Genomic DNA, 22,944 nt, shown 5'->3' with positions numbered 1-22,944 from the left:
GAGAGTCAGCGGCAGAACCCAGGGTGTTAGTCGGATATTTCCGGACTATTCGCATCGAACGATGGGTCGGACCGGCCCCGTGCCTGGACGATCAGGTAGTCGACCAGTTCGTCCCGGTGAGCGTGTCCGGCCCAGTCCTCGGGGGTGCCGTGGTAACGGTCGTCGCGGCGGCCCAGGTCGGCTCCCATGCGCACCAGCCGGCGGGCCACCTCCAGATGCCCACGCCAGGCCGCCCAGTGCAGCGCGGTCGCTCCGTCCACCGTGGCGTCCGGTTCGAAGCCGAGTTCGGCCGCCAGCTCGACCGCTTCCGGGCGCCCGGTATCCGCCGCCCGGAGCAGCAGCGCGGGATGCCCGGCGACGGCGGCGGCCAGCAGCCCGGCCACCCGGCGACGATCGCCGGCCAGGACGGCGGCCACCAGGGCATCGACCCCGCGCAGCACCGGCCGGGGAACGCCCGACCCGACCAGCACCTCGACCACCTCGGCGTGGCCGTGCGCCGCGGCCACCTCGACCGGGGTACGCCCGCCGGCAGGTGGCGTCCGTGCGTCGACGCCGTGCCGGAGCAGCAGCCGTACCCGGTCGGCGAAGCCGTGCGCCGCCGCCCAGTCCAACTGGCGGTGCAGCAGTACGGCGGGCGGGTCGACCATCGGGCCGAGCCGCTGTCGCCACGGGCCGCCGTCCCCCGAACCGAGGCCGAATTCGAAGAGCACCACCAGGTGGTCGTCGTCCGGGCCGAACATCCGGTTGTAGAGGGCCTGCCCGTCATTCGGATCGGCACCGGCCCGCAGCAGCAGTCGGGCCAGGGCGAGCGAGTGCGGATGCCGGGGCTGCCGACCCGGCCCCTGCTCGCCCTCGCCGAAAACTCCGGTCAGCACCGTGAACGGTGTCGGCAGGCCGTGCCAGAGAAAGCCGGCGTTCGGATCGGCGCCCGCGTCCAGCAGCAGGCGGGCGGTCGCCAGTACCGGCTCGGCCGGCACCGCCGGATCCAGCCGCGAGTAGGCCAGGTAGCACAGCGGGGTCCAGCCGTACGGCGGCCCGTCCTGCCCGGCCAGCTCCGGAGCCCCGGCCAGCAACCGGGCGACGGTGACGGGCTCGGCAGCCGCGGCGGCGGCCCAGATGTTCCCCGAGGTCAGGTCGGGCCGCTCGGCAAGCAGCCGGCGGGCCTCGGCCCACCGCCGTGGCCCGTCGTCGTCGTAGTTGAGACACGCCAACCGGCAGAACTCGGCCGCCGCGTCGCCGGGCGGCGGGGCCGGGTCGGGGTCCCGACGGTGGCGGGTGACCACGTCCAGGTGCCGTTTGAGCCGGGGCCAGCCGGCGAAGCCGTACTCCCGGGCGATCACGAGTTGGGCGGCGTTGCGCGGAAAGCCGGCGCGGGCCGGTTCCGCCGGTACGCCCGCCGGGTGGTGCTCGGCGACCCGGGCCAGCGCGGCGGGATCTCCGGCGCGTACCGCCCGTTGCAGCGCGCGGGCCCGGTGGCGCAGCTGTTCGAGGTTCGGATCTGCGGGCAGCGGCATGGTCGGCACAGGGAACTCCCTTCGTAGCCCGCGGTCCGCGTCGTCGGGCGAAAGGAGGAAATCGGCCACGCTGCTGGGTGGGCGCCGGGGCGTTCCGACGCCGATGCTCCACCGGTGGGCTTTGCCCTTCCCGCGGACCGGAGGCTCCCGGTGAGCCGCACCCAGGTTACCCGGAACACCTCGCTCCGGCCGCCCCGCCTGGGCCGGAGCGAGGTTGGTGATCGGATGTGGGACCCCGCCGCCGCCCCGATGACCTGCGGCGATGTCGGGTTCCGGAAACCGGGGCTTCACACGGACGCAACATGGCCTTACCGTTGTCGATGTCTATGGGAGCGCTTCCAGCGATGCCCCTCGATCTCCCACCGTTCCGAAGGGAGTACCGCATGCACCTCAGACCCGCGCTCGCCGCGGCCGGTGCCGTCGCCGTAACGGCGCTCGCCGTAACGACAGCGGTCGGTGTCGGCCTCTTGAACTCCGCCCCGGCCCTCGCCGCCGACTCGGCGTTCTACGTCGACCCGGACACCAGCGCAGCCCGCTGGGTGGCCGCCAACCCGAACGACTCACGCACCGCCGTCATCCGGGACCGCATCGTCAACACTCCGCAGGGCCGGTGGTTCACCCAGAACAACCCGAGCACCGTACGCGCCCAGGTCGACGCGTTCGTCGGCGCCGCCGCAGCGGTCGGCAAGATCCCGATCCTGGTGGTCTACAACATCCCCAACCGGGACTGTAGCGGCGCCAGCAGCGGCGGCCTGCCCAACCACACCGCGTACCGCCAGTGGGTCGACCAGGTGGCCGCCGGTCTCGCCGGCCGCCCGGCCAGCATCATCCTCGAACCGGACGTACTGGCCCTGATGTCGGACTGCCAGAGCGCCTCGCAGCAGGCCGAGACGCAGGCGTCGATGGCGTACGCCGGCAAGGCCTTCAAGGCCGCCTCCAGCCAGGCCAGGGTCTACTTCGACGCGGCGCACTCCGCCTGGCTGACCCCCTCGGCGATGGCCTCCCGGCTGGTCGCCGCCGACATCGCCAACAGCGCCGACGGGATCTCGGTCAACGTCTCCAACTACCGGACCACCGCCGAGTCGGTCACCTACGCGAAGGCGGTCGTCGCGGCCACCGGCGCGTCGCAACTGAAGATCGTCGTCGACACCAGCCGCAACGGCAACGGCCCCGACGCCCGGGGCGAGTGGTGTGACCCGGCGGGCCGGGCGATCGGCACCGCCAGCACGAACCAGACCGGCGACGCGGCGGTCGACGCGTTCCTGTGGATCAAGCTTCCGGGCGAGGCCGACGGCTGCATCGCCGGAGCCGGCCAGTTCGTCCCGCAGCGCGCGTACGACCTGGCGATGGCCGCGCCCAACCCGCCCACCACGCCGCCGACCACCCGGCCACCGACCACTCCGCCCACCACGCCACCGCCGACCACCCCACCGCCGACCACCCCGCCCGCGAGCGGTAGTTGCCAGATCAGCTACACCGCCAACCAGTGGACCGGCGGCTTCACGGCCGAGATCCGGGTGGCCAACAACGGCGCGGCCGTCAACGGCTGGACGCTCGTCTTCACCGTCGGGTCGAACGTGCGGCTCAGCAGCGGCTGGAGCGGCACGTGGAGCCAGTCCGGCACCCAGATCACGGTCCGCAACGCGGCCTGGAACGGGTCGCTGCCCACCGGCGGTACCACCAGCATCGGGTTCCAGGGCACCTACAGCGGCACCCTGGCCGCGCCCAGCGGCTACACCCTGAACGGAAGCGCCTGCACCAGCTAGCTCCACGGAACCGCGACCGGGTCGCCGTCCACCGCCCACCCAGCGGACGGCGACCCGGTCGGGGGCGGGCCTTCCGCCCCCTGACCTGGCCGGCTCCGGGGGAGCCGCCCGCGACACATCCGTACGATCTAAGTGGTGATGACGAGATGAGGGTCGCCGGACAGCGACAGCGTCCGATCGGCCAGTTGCTGCGCGGGTGGCGCGAGCGACGCCGGCTGAGCCAACTGGAACTCGCCATTCAGGCGGAGATCTCCACCCGGCACCTGAGTTTCGTGGAGACCGGCCGGGCCATGCCGAGCCGCGACATGGTGCTCCGGCTCGCCGAACATCTCGACGTGCCGCTGCGCGAACGTAACCATCTCCTGCTCGCCGCCGGCTATGCGCCGATCTACCCCCGCACGCCGCTGGACTCCCCCGCGCTGGCCCCGGTCCGGGCGGCGGTCCGGCAGGTGCTCACCGCCCACGAGCCCTACCCCGCGGTCGCCGTCGACCGCTGCTGGCACCTCGTCGAGACGAACGCCAGCATCGGCGTGTTCACCGACGGCGTGGCGGCGCCGCTGCTCAACCCGCCGGTCAACGCGCTCCGGTTGACCCTGCATCCGGCCGGGCTGGCGCCACGGATCGTGAATCTGGGCGAATGGCGGGCCCACCTGCTGGGCCGGCTCCGCCGGCAGGTCGCCCTCACCGGCGATCCCGAACTGGCCGAGCTGTACGACGAGTTGCGCGGCTATCCGTGCGACCAGCCCGAACCGGAGATCGACCTGCCGGGGCCGGGAGACGTCGTGGTGCCGCTGCGGATCCGGGACGGCGACCGGGAACTCGCCTTCTTCAGCACCGTCTTCGCCTTCGGCACCCCACTGGACGTCACCGTGGCGGAACTCTCCATCGAGTCGTTCTTCCCCCTCGACGAGGCGACCGCCGACGCGATGACCTCGGCCGGTCGACGCGTCGGCACCGGAACCGTCCTCTGACCCCAATCCGGGACGGACCGCCTGAACGGGGCGCAGTTGGCGGCCGTACTCCGTCGCCTCTCCGTACGTTCTCCGTCGCCTCTCCGTCGCCACGACGGGTTACCGAGCCACCCAGGCGGGGAATCGGGCCGTGACGAAGGAGGCTGATTCATGATGTCCAGGAACCCGACGGCGGCTTGGCGCTCCGGCACGCTCGGCGTGCCCGGTGTTTCCGGAGGGAACAACCTCCCGGCGGGCCCGTCCGGCGACCAGTTCAGGACGCCCGGCAGCGATGGTGGCACCGGGCCCGGAAACGCCACGGTGACCGTCGCCTCGTACCCGGACTACCCATCGGCACAGTTCGCCGTGGACTTCCTCTCCGACAACCAGTTTCCGGTCGAACGTGCCGCGATCGTCGGTACCGACCTGACCCTGGTCGAGACGGTGCTGGGACGGATGACGACCGCACGGGCAGCGTTGGCCGGTGCCGCGACCGGTGCCTGGTTCGGTCTGTTCATCGGACTGCTCTTCGGCATCTTCACCGTCGGGAACTGGTGGGCGGTGATCCTGGTCGGTCTGGCGATCGGTGCGGTCTGGGGCGCCATCTTCGGCGCCATCGCGCACTCCATGACCGGTGGTCGACGCGACTTCACCTCGGCGAGCAGCCTGCGGGCCAACCAGTACGCGGTGACCGTCGACGCGACCTTCGCCGACCAGGCGCGCCAGCTCATCGGCCGGATGAACTGGCCGGGACAGCAGCCCGCCGGGGCCCCGGGTTGACGTTCCCGAACGCCACGGACCGGTGGCACGGCGTTGCGGGTACGTCGTCGGCCTCCGTCGGAGCTTCCACCGGCCGGTCCCTACCATCGTCCTTTTCGGACCTGCGGTAGGGGCCGGCCGACGGCCGGGAACTCCGACGGCCGGGGATCAGTGGTAGGTACGCTCCCCCGCCCGGATGGGCGCGGTGATCCGGTTCTCCTCCGGAGCCAGCGGGCACGCCCACCTGTCGTCGTAGGCACACGACGCGTTGTAGGCGTAGTTGAAGTCGAGCCGGAGCCGGCCGCCGGGAAGGACGGTCACCCCCCTGCCGTACGTGCCCTTCACGGTGTCGGTGAGATAGCGTCCACCGCCGTACGTCTCCTGGGTGGCGGTGCCGTCCCGGAACGGCAGGAACAGCCCACCGCCGTACGCCTCGATCCACCAGAGGGTCAGCGGGCCCCAGGGCGTCTCCGCGATACCGGTCCGGCGGTAGTGCACCACCCCGTCCGGTCCACCGGTGTCGATGCTGATGGTGCCGGTCGCCGGGCGCACCGGCACGTCGACCACCGCCGCCGTGTTGGGCGGAAAGTAGCGCAGCCCGGTGAACCGGGGTCGGTCGGCGAGCGGGATCGGCGACTGCGGGTGCCCGGCGAAGAGCGCGTCCCGGGCCGCCCGGAATCCGGCCAGGTCGAGGTCGGACAGGTAGAGCCGGGTCACCTGCTCACGCCAGTCCGCCAACTCCAGTTCATCCACCCGGCCGAGCCTAGCCGGCCACCGGCCGGTCGGCGGCCGAGCCGTGGGTCAGGGTGATCCGCCGCATGACCGGCTCCGGGCTCGCCGCGCTCAGGTGTCGGTCGTCAGGCGTCCGTGCACGTGCTCGTCGTAGCGGCGGCCGTCGCCGTACCGGTGGGAGTCGCGCAGGGTGCCCTCGAGCCGGTAGCCGGCGCGTTCGGCGACCCGGCACGAGCCGGGGTTGGCCACCGCGTGGCACAGTTCGACGCGGTGCAACCCGAGTTGGCCGAAACCCCAGCCGGTGAGCGCCGCCACCGCCCGGGAGGCCACGCCCCGCCCCCGGGCCGGTCCGACGGTCCAGTAGCCGATCGACGCACCGCCGTCGTGGATGCTGTGCAGCGAGACGGAGCCGAGCAGTTCCCCGCCGGCCGGGTCCGTGACGGCGAGCGACACGTGCTCGCCGCCCGACAGGTCCGCCCGGCGGGCGAGCCAGGTCTCGGCACTGGCCAGGTCGACCACCGTCGGGGCCGGGTTCCACAGGGCGATGGCGGGCTCGCGCAGCGCGGGCAGGACCTCCGCCGCGTCCTCGGTACGCCAGGGGCGTAGGACCAGGCCGGGTACGGCGATCTTGATCGTTTCCACGGTGCCGCAGTGTGCCACCGGGACGGCTCCGGTCCCAACCCGTTTTCCTGGCCACCCGCCCTGCTGACCGGCTCCGTCCGACTGTCCTTCAAAGCTGGAAGATCTCGACTCCCGCGCGAACCAAGGGTGAGCATGATCACCCGAGGACGCATGCTTCAGATTTGAAAGAGTGCTACTCTCGGCACATGGCTGAGGGTCTGGACGCGGAGCGGCTGGCGTGTTGGCGGGCGTACATCGAGTCGAGTCAGCGCCTGCTGAACCAACTCGACGACGAACTCCGGACCACCAGCGAGCTGAGCCTGGCGGACTACCACGTCCTGGTGCTGCTCTCCGAGACCCCTCGGCAACGCCTCCGGATGGGCGAGCTGGCCAGCCGGCTGGTCTTCTCACCGAGCCGGCTGACGTACCAGATCTCGTCCATGGAGCGTCGCGGCCTGGTCGCCCGGCAGAGCTGCCCGGAGGACCGCCGGGGCAGCGAGGCGGTGCTGACCGCCGCCGGACTGCTCACGCTGCGCGAGGCCGCACCCCACCACGCGGCCTCGGTCCGCGGTCATCTGATGGACGACCTCGACGATGCGGAGGTCGCCTGCCTCACCCGGGTCTTCGATCGGCTGGGCAGCCGACTGAAGCCGAACGGCATCCCATCCCCCGAACCCCTGCGCCTTCGCACCGAGGAGAACTAGCCATGCCCGCGATCACCGTCGACGACGTCCTGGTCCTGCCGCGCCTGCCCCGGCTGGCCGAGACCACCACCTTCCGGCCGGTCCGCCGGCTGATCACCGCGCCCAGCGGGTACGAGGGCGAGGGCTTCCCGGTCCGCCGGGCCTTCGCCGGCGTGCCGCTGCACGAGCTGGACCCGTTCATCCACCTCGACCAGATGGGCGAGGTGGACTACGCGCCGGGCGAGCCGAAGGGGACCCCGTGGCATCCGCACCGGGGGTTCGAGACGGTCACCTACATCATCGACGGCGTCTTCGACCACCAGGACTCGAACGGTGGCGGCGGCACCATCACCAACGGCGACACCCAGTGGATGACGGCGGGCTCCGGCCTGCTGCACATCGAGGCGCCGCCGGAGCACCTGGTCGTGAGCGGCGGGCTGTTCCACGGCCTACAGCTCTGGGTCAACCTCCCCCGGGTCGCCAAGATGAACCCGCCGCGCTACCAGGACATCCGGGGAAAGGAGTCGGGGCTGGTCAGCACGCCGGACGGCGGCGCGCTGATCCGGGTCATCGCCGGCGAGGTCGCCGGACACGCCGGGCCCGGCAGCACGCACACCCCGATCACCATCACCCACGTGACCGTGCAGCCCGGCGCCGAGGTCGAGCTGCCGTGGCGGCCCGACTTCAACGCGCTGGTCTACGTGCTCGCCGGCCGGGGCACGGTCGGCGGCGAACGGCGGCCCGTGCACACCGGTCAACTGGCGGTGCACGGTCCCGGCGACGCACTCCGGATCGCCGCCGACGCCGAGCAGGAGGCGGCGACGCCCGCACTGGAGCTGTACATCATGGGCGGCCAGCCGATCCGGGAGCCGGTGGCGCACTACGGACCGTTCGTGATGAACACCCGGGCCGAACTGGTCCAGGCCTTCGAGGACTACCAGGCCGGTCGGCTGGGCGTGATCCCCGCCGAGCGCCTGCCGCACACCGGCGGCGCCGGTCCGCGCCCGGCCTGACCGGGGGGTACGCGGTTCGTCGCTCGCCGCTCGCCGCCGCCCACGAACGGTCCCGGCGCCGGACACCCGCCCTCGAACCGCCGAACGCCCCCGCACCTGAGGAGTCAGGTGCGGGGGCGTTCGCGCTGCTCTTCTGGGGCCCTGGCTCGTCCCTGGCGGCGCTACGGCCGGCGGGCCACCCCGATGACGAACGCGCGCCACGCGTCCGGGCCGAACGCCAGCGTGCCACCGTCGCGGTCCTTGGTGTCCCGGACCAGCACCCGGTCGGCGAGGTTGTCCGCGACCTCTACGCAGTCACCGCCCTGTCCGTTGCTGCGGGAGGACTTCCGCCAGCGCGGCACGTCGATCAGCTCCATGACTCCGCTGCCTCCATGATGAGTTCGAGGGACGGTTGTGCAGGTAGAGCGTACTCGCGGATGGACTCCCAGACCTCCTCCAGCGCGGCGACCCGATCCGGGTCCTCGACCACCCGACCGTCCAGCGGATCGTCCAGGAAGGCGACGTTCCGACCGTCGACAGTGGCCAGTGCCAGCGGCCCGTTGAGACCGGGATAGGCGCCGACCGACGCCGGCACCACCGCGACGCTGACGTTCGGCAGGGCGCACGCCTGCACGATCGCGTGCAGTTGCCCGGACATGACCTTCGGTCCACCCACCGGCCGGCGCAGCACCGCCTCGTCGACGACCGCGAACAGTCGGCACGGCTCCTCGTCCCGGCGCAGGATGCCGGCCCGGGCGATCCGGCTCGCCACCGTTTCCTCCAGGTCCGGCACGCGCGTTCCGGCGTCCCGGAGGATGGCCCGGGCGTACTCCTCGGTCTGGAGCAGTCCGGGAACGACCGTCGGTTGGAAGCTTCGGACCATGGTGGCGTACTGCTCGTACTCCAGCCATGGCCTGATCCAGACAGAATCGCCGGAGAACGCCCGCGCTTCGGCGGCCGACTCCTGGAACGTATCCCCGGAGTCGAACACGGCGTCGAGATGGCGCGCCGTGTCGGACTTCGGGATCAGCCGATTTGTCTCGAACTTGGCGATGAGCGAGGTCGACACGTTCAGCCGTTCGGCAAGTTGCTCCTGTGTGAATCCGGACTTGGAACGAGCGAATTTGAGAAATCTTCCCAGTCCTCCGTTGTGAAACGACATTCCCCGCCCTTCCCGGCGCGATTGTGGGTCCGTCAGACTTGCTGCCGGTTGCTAATCTTCCGCCGCCATCGGTGTTCGGTCCAGTGTGGAAAACAAGCGCACCCGCTCGGACCCACCCGAAAGCACCCCGCAAAGGACGGGCGGGCAGCGCGCGGGGGTGGCGCCAATCTTCTCGATCAAATCCCGGCGCCACTCCCGCTTCCATTACAACGAGAGAGGGCACGATGTGAAACGCATTCATCGCACCCTGCCACACCACCGCCGGGACTGGCGTCGACTGTGGCGGTACTGCCGATGCGGATACCGCTGGCGCTGCCCGGACTCGGTCGAATTGGTGCCGATGCCCTACCTGCCCACGGTGCCCCCGCTCGACCGGGCCACCTACCGGGCCGCCGTCCGCCCGCCGGCCGCCGCGAGGACGACCCCGGAACGTTCCCCACGCGGCCAGCGGGTATGAGCCGCCCTCATGCGCCGCGCCGGCCGCACACACCCATGCGCCCGTCGTTCCGGTGCCGGTCGTGCGGCGCCAACTGGCCGTGCTCACCCGCACGGCTGGCGCTGCTGTACCTGTACGAGAAGGACCGGCCGGGACTGATGATCTATCTCGCCGCCCAACTCACCAGGGCGCTGCAAGATCTGCCGACCGCGCACCCGGCCCTGCTGGCCGGCCGCATCGTCTACTGGGTTCCCCGCAGCCGCCCTCCCTGACCCGCCGCACCACCCACCGACCCGCCTCGGGTCCGTTGTCGTCGGCGTAGCAACGGTCCGAGATCGACATATCGACGGACGACGTATCGGTAAGTGTCACCCACAGCATGTTGCGGATCGCACGAACATCAACTACCTTCGGCAACCAAGCAAATAGGGATCATCGATACGTCGATGGATCGCATCGTACCCAGCACTTCGGGGAGTGTTCATGGGAATACGTCTGTCTGCCCTGCGCCCAGCCATCCTCGTCACGGTGTTGGCGGTCGTCGTCGCCACACCGTCGACCGCACTGGCCGGGCCGGACCCGTCCAGCCCACAGAAGTCCCTCGTCAACAGCCTCGACGAGCTCCTGAAACTGACACCCGGGATGACCCCGGAGCTGCTCGCCGCGATGCGGGCGCAGGAGGAACTCAACCGGCTCACCGACACCATCCGGACCCTGGCCGCCAAGGGCGCGACCGCGTCCGGTGACGTGGCGGGCATGGTGGTCGAGCCGGAACGGAACACCCTGCGGCTCTACTGGCACGGCACGATGCCGGCGGCGATCACGGCCGAGATCGGGCGCGCCCGGAGCGCGGGTATCACGGTCGTCGTCCAGTCCGCCCCATACACCGAGGCGGAACTGCGTCGCGAGACGGAACGCCTCGTCCGGCTGCCACTGCACTCCGGCAAGCCGTCCAACCAGCGGGTCATGGCCGCGATGCCGAAGCCCGACGGCAGCGGCATCAAGGTCAGCATCGGTGGTCTGCCGGCCGGCACCAGCACGGAGTCCGCGCTGCGGTCGGTGCCCGCGCTCGCCAGCGAGTTCCCGCTCACCGTCGACGTGACGAGCCGGCTCGCCCCCGCAAGTCGCTGGTACGACTGGGAGCCCTACTACGGTGGCGGCTACATGGAGCGGACCGCCGGCGGAAGTTGCAGCAACGCGTTCGGGGTGACCGGGCTCAACGGCGCCGCGACGTACCTGCTGAGCGCGGCCCACTGCGGTCCGGGTGAGTGGCGCACCGGTGCCGTGGACTTCGGCAACGGGCCGGAGTGGAACACGTTCGGCAGCACCATCGCCACCCGCGATCTGGCCCACGACGGACACGCCATTCACACCCCGCTGGGCTCGGATGCCGCCGTCTACCACGGCCCACCCGTCAACCCCAACAACAACGACCTCGGCGCGACCAGCGGAATCCGGGTCGGTGGCGCGAGCAGGAACACCATCGGGAACCTGGTCTGCACCTCCGGCTCGTACACCGGGACGGTCTGCGGCATCCGGGTGGCCGCGACCGGCATCTCGTACCGGTTCGAGCCGCCGGAACACGGCGTCGGCGTGATGACCAACATGGTCAACGCGCAGCTGCCCGGCGTCTCCGTGGCCGGCAACGGTGACAGCGGCGGCCCGGTCTACGCGATCCGGACCACCGACCAGCGGGCCATCGCCCGGGGCGTCATCTCCGCGATCGACCTCGAACTCCAGGAGCCCTGCACCGGGTACGTCTACCCCGGCCGGCAGTGCTCGTCGAGCGTCTTCTACGGCGAGGTCGCGGACATCATGAACACGATCGGGGTACGGATCAACGTCAGCTGACCGACGAACCGCGGAGCCCGGCCGACAACTCGTTCGGCCGGGCTCCTCCGTGTGTCGGGCCGGCACCCGGGCGGCGCGGTCAGCTGATCACGATGCCGGACGGCGGCTGGTGGGTCGCCGGCACGATCGTCCGCTTCTCCACGGTGAGCGGCATCTCCGGATAGCGCCCGGACAGCGCCGCCCGCTCCTTGTCGTCCCCGGTGCGGGTGTAGACCGACACCCCCGAGCCGTCCGCCCGGGGCGCCGCCCCGGTGATCGTGATTCCCCGCTCGGCCCAGTACGCGCCGTCGGCGACCACCCGGTCGACCGTACGCAGCATGGCGGCCAGCGAGTGCGCCGCGTCCCGGAGGTCGACGGTGACCGACGGAGCCAGCTCCCGTACCCGGGCGTCCAGCCGTGGGTCCGGCCGTCGGTAGACGATCAGCCGGTTCTCGTCGTTGTCGAGCCGGAGCCCGCTGAACGTGTCGGGAAACGCCTGCCGCAGCTCGGCCTCCACCGTCTGGGCGGCGGCCACCAGCTCCGGATCCTCCGTCACCGCCGAGCCGGGTGCCGCCGGGCCTCCGCAGCCGGCGGAGAGGACCGAGGCGGCGGCGAGCACGAGCGCCAGAACCAGCATGCCTGCACGGCGAGAGTGGCACGGGTGAGCCATCCGCTCCTCCTGTTCACGCCTTCGGTGCCGTCGTTAATCGGACGACCGGTCCGGCGCACCGGTTCCGCAACGACGGAGAGGTTCACGTCGATCTGCCGGGCGTGACTGTCGGGCGGTCGCCCGGTGGCCCCCCGCCCGGAGGCGCCGTGTCAACTGATTGTTGACATGGTCGAATCGCGGCAGCACCATGACCCCATGCAGCACGGTGACCAAGCCGCCGAGGCGGCAACGGAGTGGCAGTCGCTCGCCGACCACGCGGCCGTACTGGCCGCCGCCTACGGCACGGATACCGGGCGCACGGAGCCACTGGCGGCGCTGCGCCTGCTCGGCGCGCTACGGAAGAGTCTCGACGACGCCGAGCGCCAGCTTCTCGAGTCCGCCCGGGATCAGCGGGCGAGCTGGGCGCAGATCGCCACGTCGCTCGGGCTGAGCAGTCGGCAGGCGGCCGAACAGCGCTGGCTACGGCTCTCCGGCGGCGCCAGCCGAGATCCGGAGCGGGTACGCACCGATCGCAAGCGTCAACGATCCATTGACACCCCGTACGGGCCGGAGATCGGCCAACTCCGCGCGACGGTTCTCGCCGTACACCGCCAACTGGTCGCCGACCCGGACCTGGCGAGCCGGCATCCCCGGGCCGGACTCGCCCGGACCACCCTCGCGTTGGCCGCCTCCGCCCCGCCCGGTGCCCTGTTCGCCCTGGCCACACAGGCCGTAGACGACCTCGACACGGTGCCTGCGGAGCGACTGCCGCTGCCGCTCCCATCCGCACTGGACCGACTTCGCCGTGCCGTCCTGGCGGCGACACCCGCCAACCGGCCCGACACACCGGAGAAACCATGAGCCCACCCGACTGAAGTTTTGATTGACACGCAGCGCCGAGTAACCCGAAGATGTGAGCCATTGCGGCTCAAGTCTTCGGGAGGGCGGACGTGCGCTCGGTACGACCACAGGTGCCACGCGGCCGGAACACGGCCCTGTTCGTCGCGATCTCCCTGCTCTCGGGATTCGGCGGAACCGTCATGTCCCTGGCCACCGGGATATGGGTGCTGGAACTCACCGGGTCCAGCAGCCTGGCGGCGCTCACCGGATTCTGCTTCTTCGTCCCGACGCTGCTGGGACCGGTGCTCGGCGTCCTGGTCGACCGGTTCCCCCGCCGGCCGCTGATCGTCTGGACCCTCCTGCTCACCGCCGCCGCCGTGCTGTCACTGCTCACGGTCCACGCGGAACACCAGACCTGGGTCATCTACGCCGTGATGCTCGGCTACGGAATCAGCTTCGTACTGATCGACGCCGGGGAGGCCGCCCTGCTGCCCGCCGCGCTGCCACCCGAGGCGCTCGGCGGCGTGAACGGGCTGCGGATGAGCGCCCAGGAGGGGGTGAAGCTCATCGCGCCGCTGGTCGGCGCCGGTCTCTTCGGCTGGTGGGGTGCCCACTCGGTCGCCCTGCTGACGGTCGGCACGCTGACCACCGCCGCCGGGCTCTACCTGCTGATCCGCCTCCGCCCGCCGGTTCCGGGAACCCTCCCGGACGGGCCCTCCGGAACGCCGACCGAACCAGGACCGCCGCCGGGCCCGAGCGGACGGATCCCGGCCGGCATGCGCTTCCTCTGGGCACGTCCCGAGCTGCGAACCACCGTCCTGATCGGCTCGGTCACCATCGCGATGTCCGGGCTGACCACCGCAGCCCTCTACGCCGTCGTCGTCGAGAACCTGCATCGCCCGGCCACGTTCCTCGGCGTACTCTCCTCGGCCCAGGGTGCCGGATCCGTCCTGGGCGGCCTGGTCGTCGGCCGGGTGTTGCGGGTACGGGGCACCCTCGCGGTCGGAGTGCTCGGAGCCGGACTCGTCGCCGTCGGCGCCGCCGGCTGGGGCATCCCCTGGTGGCCGGTGGTGGTGGGCAGTTCCTTCGTCATCGGGATCGGCCTGCCCTGGACGTTGGTGGCCGCCATGACGGCGGTGCAGTCCCGGACCCCGGAGGCACTGCTCGGCCGGGTCGCGGCAACCGCGAGCACCCTGCTCTTCGCGCCGGTCGCGATCGCCACCCCGCTGGGCGCCGCCCTCGTGCTACTGGACCGCCGGCTGCCCCTGGTCGTCGCCGCCACGCTCTGCCTCGGCGCCGCTCTCCTCGCGGCACGCCTGGCCCGGTCGGGCCGGACCACGGGGTCCAGCGACGCTGGCGGCACTGGGCAGCAGATTCACCCGGCGGACGAGGCCAGGGTCGGTTCCTGACCGGATCCGGGACCGTTCGGGCCCGCCGGCCGTCGTCGGCCGGCGGGCCCACACCTTCGACTGGAGATCGGACGCTGTCACGTGGAGACGGCAAAAATGCCCGCCACCCCGAGCAGGACCATCACCAACACCGCGACCAGGGCTCCGCGCTCGCTCTCGACCGCTGCCTGGTCGGGCTGGTCCGGTTCGGCGTCCATGATCTCGCTGGACATGCTGTCCTCCCCTGGTCGTTACCGTTACGGACGGTAGGACGACCATGCCGACGTACCAGCTTTCGCGGTTCATCCCCGATGACCGGTTGCGGGGGGATCCGCCGTGAAACGCCTCGCCTGTCGCCCTACGACGGAATCGCCCCCGGCGACCCGCCAGGCTGCCGGGGACAGTGACGAATCACGTCCCGCGCCGCACACCAACGGAGCAACCCACCATCGGAGTTGCCGATCTGGCGGGCCAGAAACCCGGCGGAGCCGGTCGATCGCCGATAGCCTGCACCGATGCGGCCCCGGCCGCATCGGTGGGTCGGAACGCGACCATCGAGGTCCCCGGTGCCACTGAGGCGTCCGTGACCAGACGCTCGCGCTGATCGGGTCCGCTCGGCCGGGGATACCGGACGGAGCGACGTCAACCGGATACCCGGCCGGAACGGCTCAACGCTGGATCCAACCGGTCGGCACCAGGATCGGCCGGTCCGGAACGCCGGCCGGGGCCAGCCGGGCCGACCAGTCGGAGATCTCCGGCTGGCCCCGCGCCACCCACCGGTCCCGCAGCGCGAGCGCCTCCGCCGCGTACCGGTTGGCCCGCACCCCCGCGGCCTGCACCGAACCGTCGGCGAGGAGGCCGGCTCCGCCACCGTGGTCCTCGTCCAGCAGTACGCATCCGCCCGGCCCACCCCAGCCACCGACCGGTCCGGCCGAGAAGGTCGTCCGCCGGTCCCAGGCCCCGACCGCGAACCACAGGTCGTGGTAGCGGAACACGTCCAGCGGAGGTCGCCAGCGGGCCGGTTGCCGCACCGTCGGGTCGGGAAACTCACCTACCCGCCGGGGCTCGGGGAATCCCCCGGGGTACCGGGCGGCCAGCGGCCCGGCCGCGGACATGAACCCGGCGCGCAGCAGGCCCCGGACCTCGCCCACCCCCGACCTGCCCGGCCAGATCCGCAGCACCGGATGGTTGCCGGCATGCTCGACCGGCGCGAGCACGAAGCCGCCCGGAGCGAGCTGGTCCAGCCAGCGCGGCGACACCCCGGTCAGCCCGACGGTGACGATCACCCGGTCGTACGGGGCGTTCGCCGGCTCGCCGAGATAGCCGTCGCCGAGCCGTACATCGACGACGTCCGCCAGCCCGATCCGGGCCAGCGCCGCCCTGGCCCGGTCGACCACGTCCGGCGCGATGTCGACCGCCGTCACCCGGGCACCCATCGTCGCCATCAGTGCCGCGTTGTAGCCGGTGCCGACGCCGATCTCCAGCACCCTCGTCCCGGGGCGCAGGTCGAGCCCCTCGATCATGGCGGCCATCAGCGACGGCTGACTCGACGAGCTGACCGGTACCCCGTCGACGATCTTCGTCACCAGTGGATGGTTCCGGTAGACCATGGTCAGGAAGTCGGGATCGGTGGGCCCGGCCCAACGATCGCCACCGGCATGGAAGCCGTACGCGACGAACTCCTCGCGCGGCACCGTGCCGAATGCGCGTACCACGTCCGCGTCGGGGAGGAGCCCTTCGCCGAACAGCTCCTCGACGTACCGGCGGCGCAGTTCGGCCGAGGAGGTCATGACCAGCCGACCGGTACACCCGAGCCGACCGCGATCATCATTCGCTGCCGGGAAACGCGAACGACGAGCGTGGCGAGTAGAAGCCCCACAGCATCTCCAACGGATTGGCCGGACGAAGCGCGAAGACGGGGTGCTCCGGTGCCAGGAACTCCAGCGTCTCGATCTCGAACGGGGTGACCGGCTCGAAGACGTACGGATAGCTGGTGGCGACCTGGCGACCGGCGACCACGCCCAGGTAACGCATGTGGCCGCGCAGGATCCTGGTACTCGTGGCGCCGACCCGGGCGGTGGTACGGATCAGCTCGACGCCGTCGACCTCGGTGACCGCGACCAGGGCCCGGCCGTCGATCTCGATCGAGGTCCGGCCGGCACCGGCCGGCGCTCCCCGGGCCGCCGCCCCGGCCCGCACCACCGGGCTGGAGCTGATGTGCTGGGCGTACCAGCGGTTGCGTCCAGGCAGCTCCGGCGGCTCGTCGTGGTCCAGTTCGGAGCCGAGGCAGGTCACCGAGAAGGTGTCGAGCCCTGAGGTCTGTGCCGCGTCGTCCACCACGTACTGGTGCATGAAGACCTGCCGGTCCGCCATCGGTCGCAGCCCGCTCGGCACCAACCTCGCCACCGCCTCGGGGTCCGCCGGTATCCAGCCGAAGTGCAGCATCCGGCACTGCACGACCAGCTGGGGCGGAACAAGCTGGCTCACCAGGTCCTCCGTCACATCCGCGGTAGGCGCGACGCTACGGCCGGCACAGTCGGGAAACAAGACAGAAAGTTGACAGTTCCCTCCGCCTCCTCGCCCGGATCGCAGCGGTGGATCACCCTCCGGGTGCCGGCCCCCAGGCGCCGACCCGCCGGGACCCCGACGGTGCGATCCGGCGCGCATGGGCCGGCGGCAACGACTCCGACCAGCGCCGCCGCAGCCGACCCAGCTCGGTCGGGGCGACCCGGCCCGGCAGCCGCATCCGGGCCATGCCGCCGTCCGGAAACACGTCCAACCGTACGTCGGTGGCCGTTCCCGGCACGTCGACCGGGAACCGGTGCCGGGTGTCCGGCTGCAACCGGGTCCGGGGCAGGACCTCGAACCAGCCCGCCGGCTCCGCCGGGTCGGCGACCCGGGCATCGATCCCGCGCAGCGTCGCCGCCGCCGGGGCGTTGCCCTTGAAGTGGCTGGTGTCCAGCTCGACCTGCCGGATCTGGCCGGGCACGGCGAGTCGGACCCGTACCCAGTCGTTGCCGTCGTCGCGCCGCCGGGCGGTCTCCCAACCCTCACCCATGCTCCGGGCCAGGCCGGGGGCGAGCAGTTGGTGCGGCGAGCCGTAGAACATGTCGCTACAGCCGACCACCAGCCCGCCGTGCTCCAGCGCCGCGAGGTCGAGCTGGCCGTCGGGAAACAGCTCCGGATCCGGTACGACGACACCGTGCACCCGCAGCCGGGCCACGCCACCGTCGGGATAGATCCGCAGCCGCACGTGGGTGAACCGGTGCGGGCTGTCCACCTGGAACAGGTTGCGGGTGTCCCCGCGCAGCGGTGACCTGGCCACCAGCGGAAGCCACTCCGCGTCGGCGAGTTCCGCCGGTCCCGGATATCCGGGCATCCCACACCCCTCCACCGAGGCGTGCGGCGGATAGTTGCCGGTGAAGTACGACGTGTCCACCACCACGCCCCGGACGACCCCGGGCGCGCCGAGCCGGAGAATCGCGTAGTCGTGCCCGGGATCGCGGCGGCGGCGGGTCTCCCAGCCGTCGTACACCTGGCCCTTCGGCCCGAAGGTGCCGGCGGCGAAGGTCGGTGGTTCCGGCGTCACCAGGTTGTCCCGGGCCGCGAAGAACTCGTCGTTCGCGTCCACCACCCCACCGCCGAGCGCCCGGGACGCGAGGTCGGGCAGGTCGGTGAAGCCGGTCACGACGCCCCCCTCCCGATCGTTCCGCCAGGCACCGAACCACCACCGAGGAACCGCCCACGTGGCGGATCCGTCACGCCGACCGGCTCGCCCCGCAACCAGGTGCCCCGAATCCGGCCGGTCAACCGCCGCCCGGCGTACGGGGTGACCGGATGCCGGTGGAACAGCTCGGCGGGATCGACGGTGAACTCCCCGTCGGGATCCAGCGCCACCAGATCCGCATCGGCACCTTCGACGATCCGGCCCTTACCGGCCAGCCCCGCGATCTCGGCGGGCCGCTCGGCCATCCAGCGCACCACGTCGACCAGGTCGTGACCCCGGCGCCGGGCCTCCGTCCAGATCACCGGCAGCCCGAGCTGCAACGACGCGATCCCGCCCCACGCCGCGCCGAAGTTCCCGCTGTCGAGCCGCTTCAGCGCGGGCGGGCAGGGCGAGTGGTCGGAGACCACACAGTCCACCAGCCCGTCCGCCAGGCCCGCCCAGAGCGCCGCCCGGTTCGCCGCGTCCCGGATCGGCGGGCAGCACTTGAACTCGGTCGCGCCGTCCGGAACCCCGCCCGCGTCCAGGGTCAGATAGTGCGGGCACGTCTCGACGGTCACCCGGATCCCCTCGCGCCGGGCCCGCGCGACCGGTGCCAGCGCGTCGGCCGCCGACAGGTGCAGGATGTGCACCCGGGCCCCGGTCCGCCGGGCCGCGTCCAGCACCACCTCGACCGCGCGCCGCTCGGCGCCCGGAGGCCGCGAGCCGAGAAAGTCGGCGTACCGCACAGAGGCCGGGGCGACGCCGACCTCGTCCGGATCCTCCGCATGGACCACGAACAGCGCATCGACGGCGCCGAACGCCTCGGCCAGCCCGGCCGGGTCGAGCGGCGGGAACTCCGGCACCCCCGAGTCGACCAGGAACGCCTTGAAGCCCAGCACCCCGGCCGCGTGCAGGCCCGGCAGCTCCGCCAGGTTGCCCGGCACCGCCCCGCCCCAGAACCCGACGTCGACGTGACACCGGCCGGACGCCGCCGTCCGTTTCACCCGCAACGCCTCCACCGTCACCGTCGGCGGCACCGAGTTCAGCGGCATGTCCACGATGGTGGTCACCCCACCGGCCAGTGCGGCCCGGGTCGCGCTCGCGAAACCCTCCCACTCCGTCCGCCCCGGCTCGTTGACGTGCACGTGCGTGTCGACCAGGCCGGGCAGCAGGACCAACTCGCCGAGGTCCGTACCCGGCACCGCGTCGTACCCGGCGACGGCGGCGATCCGGCCGCCCCGTACGCAGACCGCCGCCGGCCGCTCACCGTCCGGCAGCACCACCCGTCGGGACCGCAGCACCAGGTCGTAACCGCTCATCCGCCCTCCCCCGCCCGAGACCAACCCGAACCCACCGCGCCACAACCCGACGTCACATTGCCGCCAGTCCGGCCCGATCAAACCCAACCTCGGCCTCACCGAACGCACCGCAGTCCAGCCCCCGCAACAGAAACCCGGCCAACGCCCGCGCCGTCGCCGGCTCGTCCAGGATTCCGGTGGACCGCCGGTCGAGGTACGCCCGCAGCCGGTCCACCGCCGCCGCCCGCCCGTCCCGGAAGAAGCCGTACGTGCCGGCGAACCGGGTCGGCAGCTGTGCCGGATGCAGGTCCCAGCCCTGGTAGAAGCCCCGTTCCAGGGACCGGCGGACCAGCCCGGCATGCAGCGCCCAGCCGGCCTGTACGGCGGCGGTGTCCCCGACCGGCAGGACGTTCGTCGACCCGTCGGAGAGCCGTACCCCGGTCCCGGCGGCGGCGACCTGCATCACCGCCTTGGCGAAGTCGGCGACCGGATGCGCGAGGCTCTGCTGGGCCGCCGCCACCCCACAGGCCGTGCCGTAGTCGTAGGTGCCGTAGTGCAGCCCCACGCAGCGCCCCTGCGCCGCCCCGATCAAGCGAGCCGGCGTCGCCAGTCCAGCCGGCCCCAGCACCGCCGCCGGGGTCTCGATCTGCACCTCGAACCGCAACCACCCGGCCGGCAACCCGTACGCCGCCTCCACCCGCTCACAGAGCAGCACCATCGCCGCCACCTGCTCGGGCACGCTGACCTTGGGAACCGTCACCACGAACGTCTCCGACGGCGGCACCTCGGTGGCACCGTCCAGCAGCGCGTCCAGGAAGACGTCGAGGGTCCGAACCGCCCGGCGCCGGTCCGGCCCGGTCAGACTCTTGATCCGCAACCCCGCGAACGGCGCCCCGAGCCCCACACGCCACGCCCCGGCCGCCGCCCGCGCCGCCGCATCCTCGATCTCGTCGTCCCGTACCCCGTACCCGTCCTCGAAGTCGATCCGCAGATCCTCGATCGGCTCCGTCCGCAACTTGGCGGCCACCCGCTCGTGCAGCTCGTCCGGGTACGGCAGCGGCGGATGGTCCCGCAACGCGGCCAGCGCCGCAACCCCCCACCGCGCCGCCAGCCCAGCCTCGCAGCGGTCGGCCGGCACGTAGACCGTGTGCACCGGCTGCCGGCCACCCCGCTCACCCGGGTACCTGCGCCGCAGCTCGGCGTCGACCGGACCGAGCCGCTGGTCCAGTTCCGCCGCCACCGAGGCGGGCAACCGGCCCATCAGCCCGTCCCGGTCAGGTGCTCGGGTCGGACCGGTACCCGGGCCAGCGGGAGTCCGGTGGCCGCCCGGATCGCCGCGACGATCGCGGGCGTGGCCGAGATGGTCGGCGGCTCCCCCACTCCCCGCAGCCCGTACGGCGAGTGCGGGTCGGCCAGTTCCAGCACGTCGACCGCCATCGGCGGCATGTCGAGAATGGTCGGGATCAGATAGTCGGTGAACGACGGGTTCCGGATCACCCCGTCCACCACCCGCAGTTCCTCCATCAGCGCCAGCCCGAGCCCCTGCGCGGTTCCGCCCTGAATCTGCCCGCGCACCGCCTCCGGGTTGATCGCCCGGCCGACGTCCTGGGCGGTGGCGATCTCCACGACCCGGACCAGGCCGAGTTCGGCATCCACGTCCACCGTGGCCCGATGCGCCGCGAACGCGTACTGCACGTGCGCGTCGCCCTGCCCGCTCACCGGGTCGAGCGGCCGGGTCGGCCGGTGCCGCCACCGCACCGTCTCCTCCACCGCCCCCCCGACAAGCAGCTCGGCCACCGTCGTGACCACCCGCCCCCCACCGTCAAGCACCGCCCCGCCAACCAGCTCCAACCCGACCCGCTCAATTCCACCCAGCCGGTCGAGCAACCGCCCCCGGACCGCCTGACAAGCCGCCCGAACCGCACCCCCGGTCATGTACGTCTGCCGGGACGCCGACGACGATCCCGCACTGCCGACCCCGGTATCCGCGGTCCCCACCACCACCCGCTCGACCCCCAACTCGGTCCGGGCGATCTGCGCCTGCACGGTGACCAGACCCTGGCCGACCTCCGCCGCAGCGGTCCGAACCAGCACCGCCGGTTCCCCACCGAGCAGTTCCAACCGCACCCGCGCCGTGGCGAAGTCGTCGAACCCCTCCGAGAAGCAGACGTTCTTGATCCCGATCGCGTACCCGACCCCCCGGGTCACGTGTTCCGCCCTGGTCGTGTTCGCCACCCCGCCGGGCAGTTGCCGGAGATCGGCACCGGCCGGTGGCGGGACCGGCCGGTCCCGGACCAGCTCCAGCAACCGGGCCACCGGCGCCGGCCCCTCCACCACCTGACCGGTCGGCATCAGCGCACCCTCGACCATCGCGTTCCGGACCCGCACCTCGACCGGATCCAGCCCCACCGCCGCCGCCAGCCGATCCATCTGCGACTCGTAACCGAAACACGCCTGCACCGCCCCGAACCCCCGCATCGCCCCACACGGCGGATTGTTCGTGTGCACCCCGTAGGCATCCACCACCACGTTCGGCACCTGGTACGGCCCCACCCCGAGGCTGGCCGCGTTCGCCACCACCGCCGGAGTCGTCGACGTGTACGCCCCACCGTCGAGCAGGATCCAGGCCCGTACGTAGACCAGTCGACCGTCGCGGGTCGCACCGTGCTCGTACCGCAGAATCGCCGGATGCCGGTGCACGTGCCCGACGAACGACTCCTCCCGGCCGTACACCATTTTTACCGGGCGCCCCGTCCGCAGCGCCAACAGGCTGGCGTGCACCTGCATCGACAGATCTTCCCGGGCGCCGAACGCGCCACCGACCCCGGCCAGGCTCAGCCGAACCTTCTCCTCGGGCAGGGCCAGTGCGGCGGCCACCTGCCGCTGGTCGGCGTGCAGCCACTGGGTGGCGACGTACAGGTCGATCCCGCCGTCCGGCGCCGGCACCGCGAGCCCGGACTCCGGCCCGAGGAACGCCTGGTCCTGCATGCCGACCCGGTACTCCCCGGTCACCACCACCTCGGCGGTGACGCCCGGATCACCCCGCCGGATCGGCACATGCCGGACGACCTGCCCACCCGCCAGCGCCGCCTCCGGATCGGTCACCGGCTCCCGCACGGCGTAGTCGACCACGATCCGCTCCGCCGCCCGCCGTGCCGTCTCCGGATGGTCGGCGGCCACGATCGCCACCGGCTCACCCACGTAGCAGACCTGATCGCCAGCCAGCACCGGCTGGTCGGCCACCTCCAGCCCGTAGCGCCGCTCCCCCGGCACATCCTCGGCGGTCAGCACCGCGTACACCCCCGGCACGCCCAGCGCCGCGCCGACATCGATCCCGTTGATCCGAGCGCACGGATGCGGACTGCGCAGAGTGACCCCCCAGAGCATGTCCTCGGCCCACAGATCAGACGAGAAGGCGAACTCCCCCCGCACCTTCAACACCCCGTCCGGCCGCACCACACTGCTCCCGATCCCCCCGGTGCTTCCGATCGTCCCGGCCGCACGGTCCGCGTCAACCGGAACCATCGAGGGGTGGGGGGCCGGGTGACCCGCGTCGGGATCAAGCCTGACCGCCCAGAGCGGGTCACTCGGCCCCCCCCCCCCCCCCCCCCCCCCCCC

General features: G+C 72.1%; 23 protein-coding genes. 10 read left to right on the top strand and 13 right to left on the bottom strand.

The features are described from left to right. Positions 1-26: 26 nt before the first annotated feature. Positions 27-1,514, bottom strand: coding sequence for an ankyrin repeat domain-containing protein (locus ACFP2T_RS43915; RefSeq protein ID WP_377433529.1), 1,488 nt, complete (start codon positions 1,512-1,514; stop codon positions 27-29). Between the two features lie 383 nt (positions 1,515-1,897). Between ACFP2T_RS43915 and ACFP2T_RS43910 the strand changes: the two genes are divergently transcribed. The 3 genes from ACFP2T_RS43910 (at position 1,898) to ACFP2T_RS43900 (ending at position 5,010) form a co-directional block, all read left to right on the top strand. Then, positions 1,898-3,280 (top strand): glycoside hydrolase family 6 protein, encoded by a 1,383-nt coding sequence (locus tag ACFP2T_RS43910; RefSeq protein ID WP_377433063.1) that lies wholly within the window; start codon positions 1,898-1,900, stop codon positions 3,278-3,280. A 146-nt stretch (positions 3,281-3,426) separates the two neighbouring features. Beyond that, positions 3,427-4,251 carry a helix-turn-helix domain-containing protein gene (locus ACFP2T_RS43905; RefSeq protein WP_377433061.1) on the top strand — a complete coding sequence of 275 codons (825 nt, stop codon included), beginning with the start codon at positions 3,427-3,429 and terminating at the stop codon, positions 4,249-4,251. A gap of 150 nt (positions 4,252-4,401) precedes the next feature. Beyond that, positions 4,402-5,010, top strand: coding sequence for a YflT domain-containing protein (locus ACFP2T_RS43900; protein WP_377433059.1), 609 nt, complete (start codon positions 4,402-4,404; stop codon positions 5,008-5,010). 147 nt (positions 5,011-5,157) lie between these two features. Here the strand turns inward: ACFP2T_RS43900 and ACFP2T_RS43895 are convergent, their stop codons facing one another. Both ACFP2T_RS43895 and ACFP2T_RS43890 read right to left on the bottom strand, forming a co-directional pair. After that, a complete protein-coding gene (locus tag ACFP2T_RS43895; RefSeq protein ID WP_377433058.1) occupies positions 5,158-5,742 on the bottom strand; it encodes a DUF1684 domain-containing protein in 585 nt (194 codons plus the stop codon). A 90-nt stretch (positions 5,743-5,832) separates the two neighbouring features. Beyond that, positions 5,833-6,363, bottom strand: coding sequence for a GNAT family N-acetyltransferase (locus tag ACFP2T_RS43890; RefSeq protein WP_377433057.1), 531 nt, complete (start codon positions 6,361-6,363; stop codon positions 5,833-5,835). A 185-nt stretch (positions 6,364-6,548) separates the two neighbouring features. On the opposite strand from ACFP2T_RS43890, the gene ACFP2T_RS43885 reads away from it, so the two are divergent. After that, the gene (locus ACFP2T_RS43885) at positions 6,549-7,046 is read left to right on the top strand and encodes a MarR family winged helix-turn-helix transcriptional regulator (protein WP_377433056.1); all 498 of its coding nucleotides are present in this window, start codon (positions 6,549-6,551) and stop codon (positions 7,044-7,046) included. 2 nt (positions 7,047-7,048) lie between these two features. Continuing rightward, positions 7,049-8,038: a pirin family protein gene (locus tag ACFP2T_RS43880; RefSeq protein WP_377433054.1), complete on the top strand. Its 990-nt coding sequence runs from the start codon at positions 7,049-7,051 to the stop codon at positions 8,036-8,038. Between the two features lie 161 nt (positions 8,039-8,199). Here ACFP2T_RS43880 and ACFP2T_RS43875 read toward each other — a convergent pair whose 3' ends face one another. Together ACFP2T_RS43875 and ACFP2T_RS43870 are read right to left on the bottom strand one after the other, a co-directional pair. After that, the gene (locus ACFP2T_RS43875) at positions 8,200-8,394 is read right to left on the bottom strand and encodes a DUF397 domain-containing protein (protein WP_377433053.1); all 195 of its coding nucleotides are present in this window, start codon (positions 8,392-8,394) and stop codon (positions 8,200-8,202) included. Next, positions 8,385-9,179 (bottom strand): helix-turn-helix domain-containing protein, encoded by a 795-nt coding sequence (locus ACFP2T_RS43870; RefSeq protein ID WP_377433052.1) that lies wholly within the window; start codon positions 9,177-9,179, stop codon positions 8,385-8,387. The genes ACFP2T_RS43875 and ACFP2T_RS43870 overlap by 10 nt, the downstream gene beginning before the upstream one ends. A 226-nt stretch (positions 9,180-9,405) precedes the next feature. On the opposite strand from ACFP2T_RS43870, the gene ACFP2T_RS43865 reads away from it, so the two are divergent. The 3 genes from ACFP2T_RS43865 (at position 9,406) to ACFP2T_RS43855 (ending at position 11,466) form a co-directional block, all read left to right on the top strand. Continuing rightward, positions 9,406-9,636 (top strand): hypothetical protein, encoded by a 231-nt coding sequence (locus tag ACFP2T_RS43865; protein WP_377433051.1) that lies wholly within the window; start codon positions 9,406-9,408, stop codon positions 9,634-9,636. 35 nt (positions 9,637-9,671) lie between these two features. Continuing rightward, positions 9,672-9,887, top strand: a complete 216-nt coding sequence (locus ACFP2T_RS43860) for a flavin reductase (protein ID WP_377433050.1) — start codon at positions 9,672-9,674, stop codon at positions 9,885-9,887. A gap of 211 nt (positions 9,888-10,098) precedes the next feature. Beyond that, entirely contained in the window at positions 10,099-11,466 is a 1,368-nt protein-coding gene (locus ACFP2T_RS43855; RefSeq protein ID WP_377433048.1) for a chymotrypsin family serine protease, read from the top strand. Positions 11,467-11,545: 79 nt separating this feature from the next. On the opposite strand, the gene ACFP2T_RS43850 is transcribed toward ACFP2T_RS43855, so the two are convergent. After that, complete coding sequence (locus tag ACFP2T_RS43850; protein WP_377433046.1) at positions 11,546-12,082, bottom strand: hypothetical protein; 537 nt, start codon at positions 12,080-12,082, stop codon at positions 11,546-11,548. Between the two features lie 228 nt (positions 12,083-12,310). Between ACFP2T_RS43850 and ACFP2T_RS43845 the strand changes: the two genes are divergently transcribed. Both ACFP2T_RS43845 and ACFP2T_RS43840 read left to right on the top strand, forming a co-directional pair. Continuing rightward, positions 12,311-12,955, top strand: coding sequence for a hypothetical protein (locus tag ACFP2T_RS43845; RefSeq protein ID WP_377433044.1), 645 nt, complete (start codon positions 12,311-12,313; stop codon positions 12,953-12,955). Positions 12,956-13,044: 89 nt separating this feature from the next. Next, entirely contained in the window at positions 13,045-14,343 is a 1,299-nt protein-coding gene (locus tag ACFP2T_RS43840) for an MFS transporter (protein WP_377433040.1), read from the top strand. Positions 14,344-14,420: 77 nt separating this feature from the next. On the opposite strand, the gene ACFP2T_RS43835 is transcribed toward ACFP2T_RS43840, so the two are convergent. From ACFP2T_RS43835 to pucD, 7 genes are all read right to left on the bottom strand, one after another. Beyond that, the gene (locus tag ACFP2T_RS43835; RefSeq protein ID WP_264084278.1) at positions 14,421-14,555 is read right to left on the bottom strand and encodes a hypothetical protein; all 135 of its coding nucleotides are present in this window, start codon (positions 14,553-14,555) and stop codon (positions 14,421-14,423) included. A 435-nt stretch (positions 14,556-14,990) separates the two neighbouring features. Beyond that, the gene (locus tag ACFP2T_RS43830; protein ID WP_377433038.1) at positions 14,991-16,112 is read right to left on the bottom strand and encodes a protein-L-isoaspartate O-methyltransferase family protein; all 1,122 of its coding nucleotides are present in this window, start codon (positions 16,110-16,112) and stop codon (positions 14,991-14,993) included. A 37-nt stretch (positions 16,113-16,149) separates the two neighbouring features. Beyond that, on the bottom strand, positions 16,150-16,809 hold the full coding sequence (locus tag ACFP2T_RS43825) for a hypothetical protein (protein ID WP_377433036.1): 660 nt from the start codon (positions 16,807-16,809) through the stop codon (positions 16,150-16,152). A 112-nt stretch (positions 16,810-16,921) separates the two neighbouring features. Beyond that, entirely contained in the window at positions 16,922-18,010 is a 1,089-nt protein-coding gene (gene alc, locus ACFP2T_RS43820) for an allantoicase (RefSeq protein ID WP_377433034.1), read from the bottom strand. After that, complete coding sequence (allB, locus tag ACFP2T_RS43815) at positions 18,007-19,347, bottom strand: allantoinase AllB (protein ID WP_377433032.1); 1,341 nt, start codon at positions 19,345-19,347, stop codon at positions 18,007-18,009. Before allB ends, alc begins: the two co-directional genes overlap by 4 nt. Positions 19,348-19,399: 52 nt before the next feature. Continuing rightward, positions 19,400-20,587, bottom strand: a complete 1,188-nt coding sequence (locus ACFP2T_RS43810; protein ID WP_377433030.1) for a DUF6986 family protein — start codon at positions 20,585-20,587, stop codon at positions 19,400-19,402. Next, complete coding sequence (gene pucD, locus ACFP2T_RS43805) at positions 20,587-22,758, bottom strand: xanthine dehydrogenase subunit D (RefSeq protein ID WP_377433028.1); 2,172 nt, start codon at positions 22,756-22,758, stop codon at positions 20,587-20,589. Before pucD ends, ACFP2T_RS43810 begins: the two co-directional genes overlap by 1 nt. Between the last annotated feature and the right edge of the window lie 186 nt (positions 22,759-22,944).

Origin of the sequence: Plantactinospora solaniradicis (assembly GCF_042658085.1) — a bacterium.
GTDB lineage: Bacteria > Actinomycetota > Actinomycetes > Mycobacteriales > Micromonosporaceae > Plantactinospora > Plantactinospora solaniradicis.
The sequence above is the reverse complement of the archived record's forward strand: the minus strand, read 5'-3'. Positions and strand labels throughout refer to the sequence as shown.

Excerpts from the sequence above, each read along its gene's own strand:
- ACFP2T_RS43845 (WP_377433044.1), top strand. The coding sequence starts at position 12,311 with ATGCAGCACGGTGACCAAGCCGCCGAGGCGGCAACGGAGTGGCAGTCG.
- ACFP2T_RS43905 (WP_377433061.1), top strand. The coding sequence starts at position 3,427 with ATGAGGGTCGCCGGACAGCGACAGCGTCCGATCGGCCAGTTGCTGCGC.
- ACFP2T_RS43910 (WP_377433063.1), top strand. The coding sequence starts at position 1,898 with ATGCACCTCAGACCCGCGCTCGCCGCGGCCGGTGCCGTCGCCGTAACG.
- ACFP2T_RS43860 (WP_377433050.1), top strand. The coding sequence starts at position 9,672 with ATGCGCCCGTCGTTCCGGTGCCGGTCGTGCGGCGCCAACTGGCCGTGC.
- ACFP2T_RS43830 (WP_377433038.1), bottom strand. The coding sequence starts at position 16,112 with ATGACCTCCTCGGCCGAACTGCGCCGCCGGTACGTCGAGGAGCTGTTC.
- ACFP2T_RS43855 (WP_377433048.1), top strand. The coding sequence starts at position 10,099 with ATGGGAATACGTCTGTCTGCCCTGCGCCCAGCCATCCTCGTCACGGTG.
- ACFP2T_RS43880 (WP_377433054.1), top strand. The coding sequence starts at position 7,049 with ATGCCCGCGATCACCGTCGACGACGTCCTGGTCCTGCCGCGCCTGCCC.
- ACFP2T_RS43810 (WP_377433030.1), bottom strand. The coding sequence starts at position 20,587 with ATGGGCCGGTTGCCCGCCTCGGTGGCGGCGGAACTGGACCAGCGGCTC.
- ACFP2T_RS43885 (WP_377433056.1), top strand. The coding sequence starts at position 6,549 with ATGGCTGAGGGTCTGGACGCGGAGCGGCTGGCGTGTTGGCGGGCGTAC.
- ACFP2T_RS43850 (WP_377433046.1), bottom strand. The coding sequence starts at position 12,082 with ATGCTGGTTCTGGCGCTCGTGCTCGCCGCCGCCTCGGTCCTCTCCGCC.
- allB (WP_377433032.1), bottom strand. The coding sequence starts at position 19,347 with ATGAGCGGTTACGACCTGGTGCTGCGGTCCCGACGGGTGGTGCTGCCG.
- ACFP2T_RS43875 (WP_377433053.1), bottom strand. The coding sequence starts at position 8,394 with ATGGAGCTGATCGACGTGCCGCGCTGGCGGAAGTCCTCCCGCAGCAAC.
- ACFP2T_RS43915 (WP_377433529.1), bottom strand. The coding sequence starts at position 1,514 with ATGCCGCTGCCCGCAGATCCGAACCTCGAACAGCTGCGCCACCGGGCC.
- ACFP2T_RS43870 (WP_377433052.1), bottom strand. The coding sequence starts at position 9,179 with ATGTCGTTTCACAACGGAGGACTGGGAAGATTTCTCAAATTCGCTCGT.
- ACFP2T_RS43900 (WP_377433059.1), top strand. The coding sequence starts at position 4,402 with ATGATGTCCAGGAACCCGACGGCGGCTTGGCGCTCCGGCACGCTCGGC.
- ACFP2T_RS43835 (WP_264084278.1), bottom strand. The coding sequence starts at position 14,555 with ATGTCCAGCGAGATCATGGACGCCGAACCGGACCAGCCCGACCAGGCA.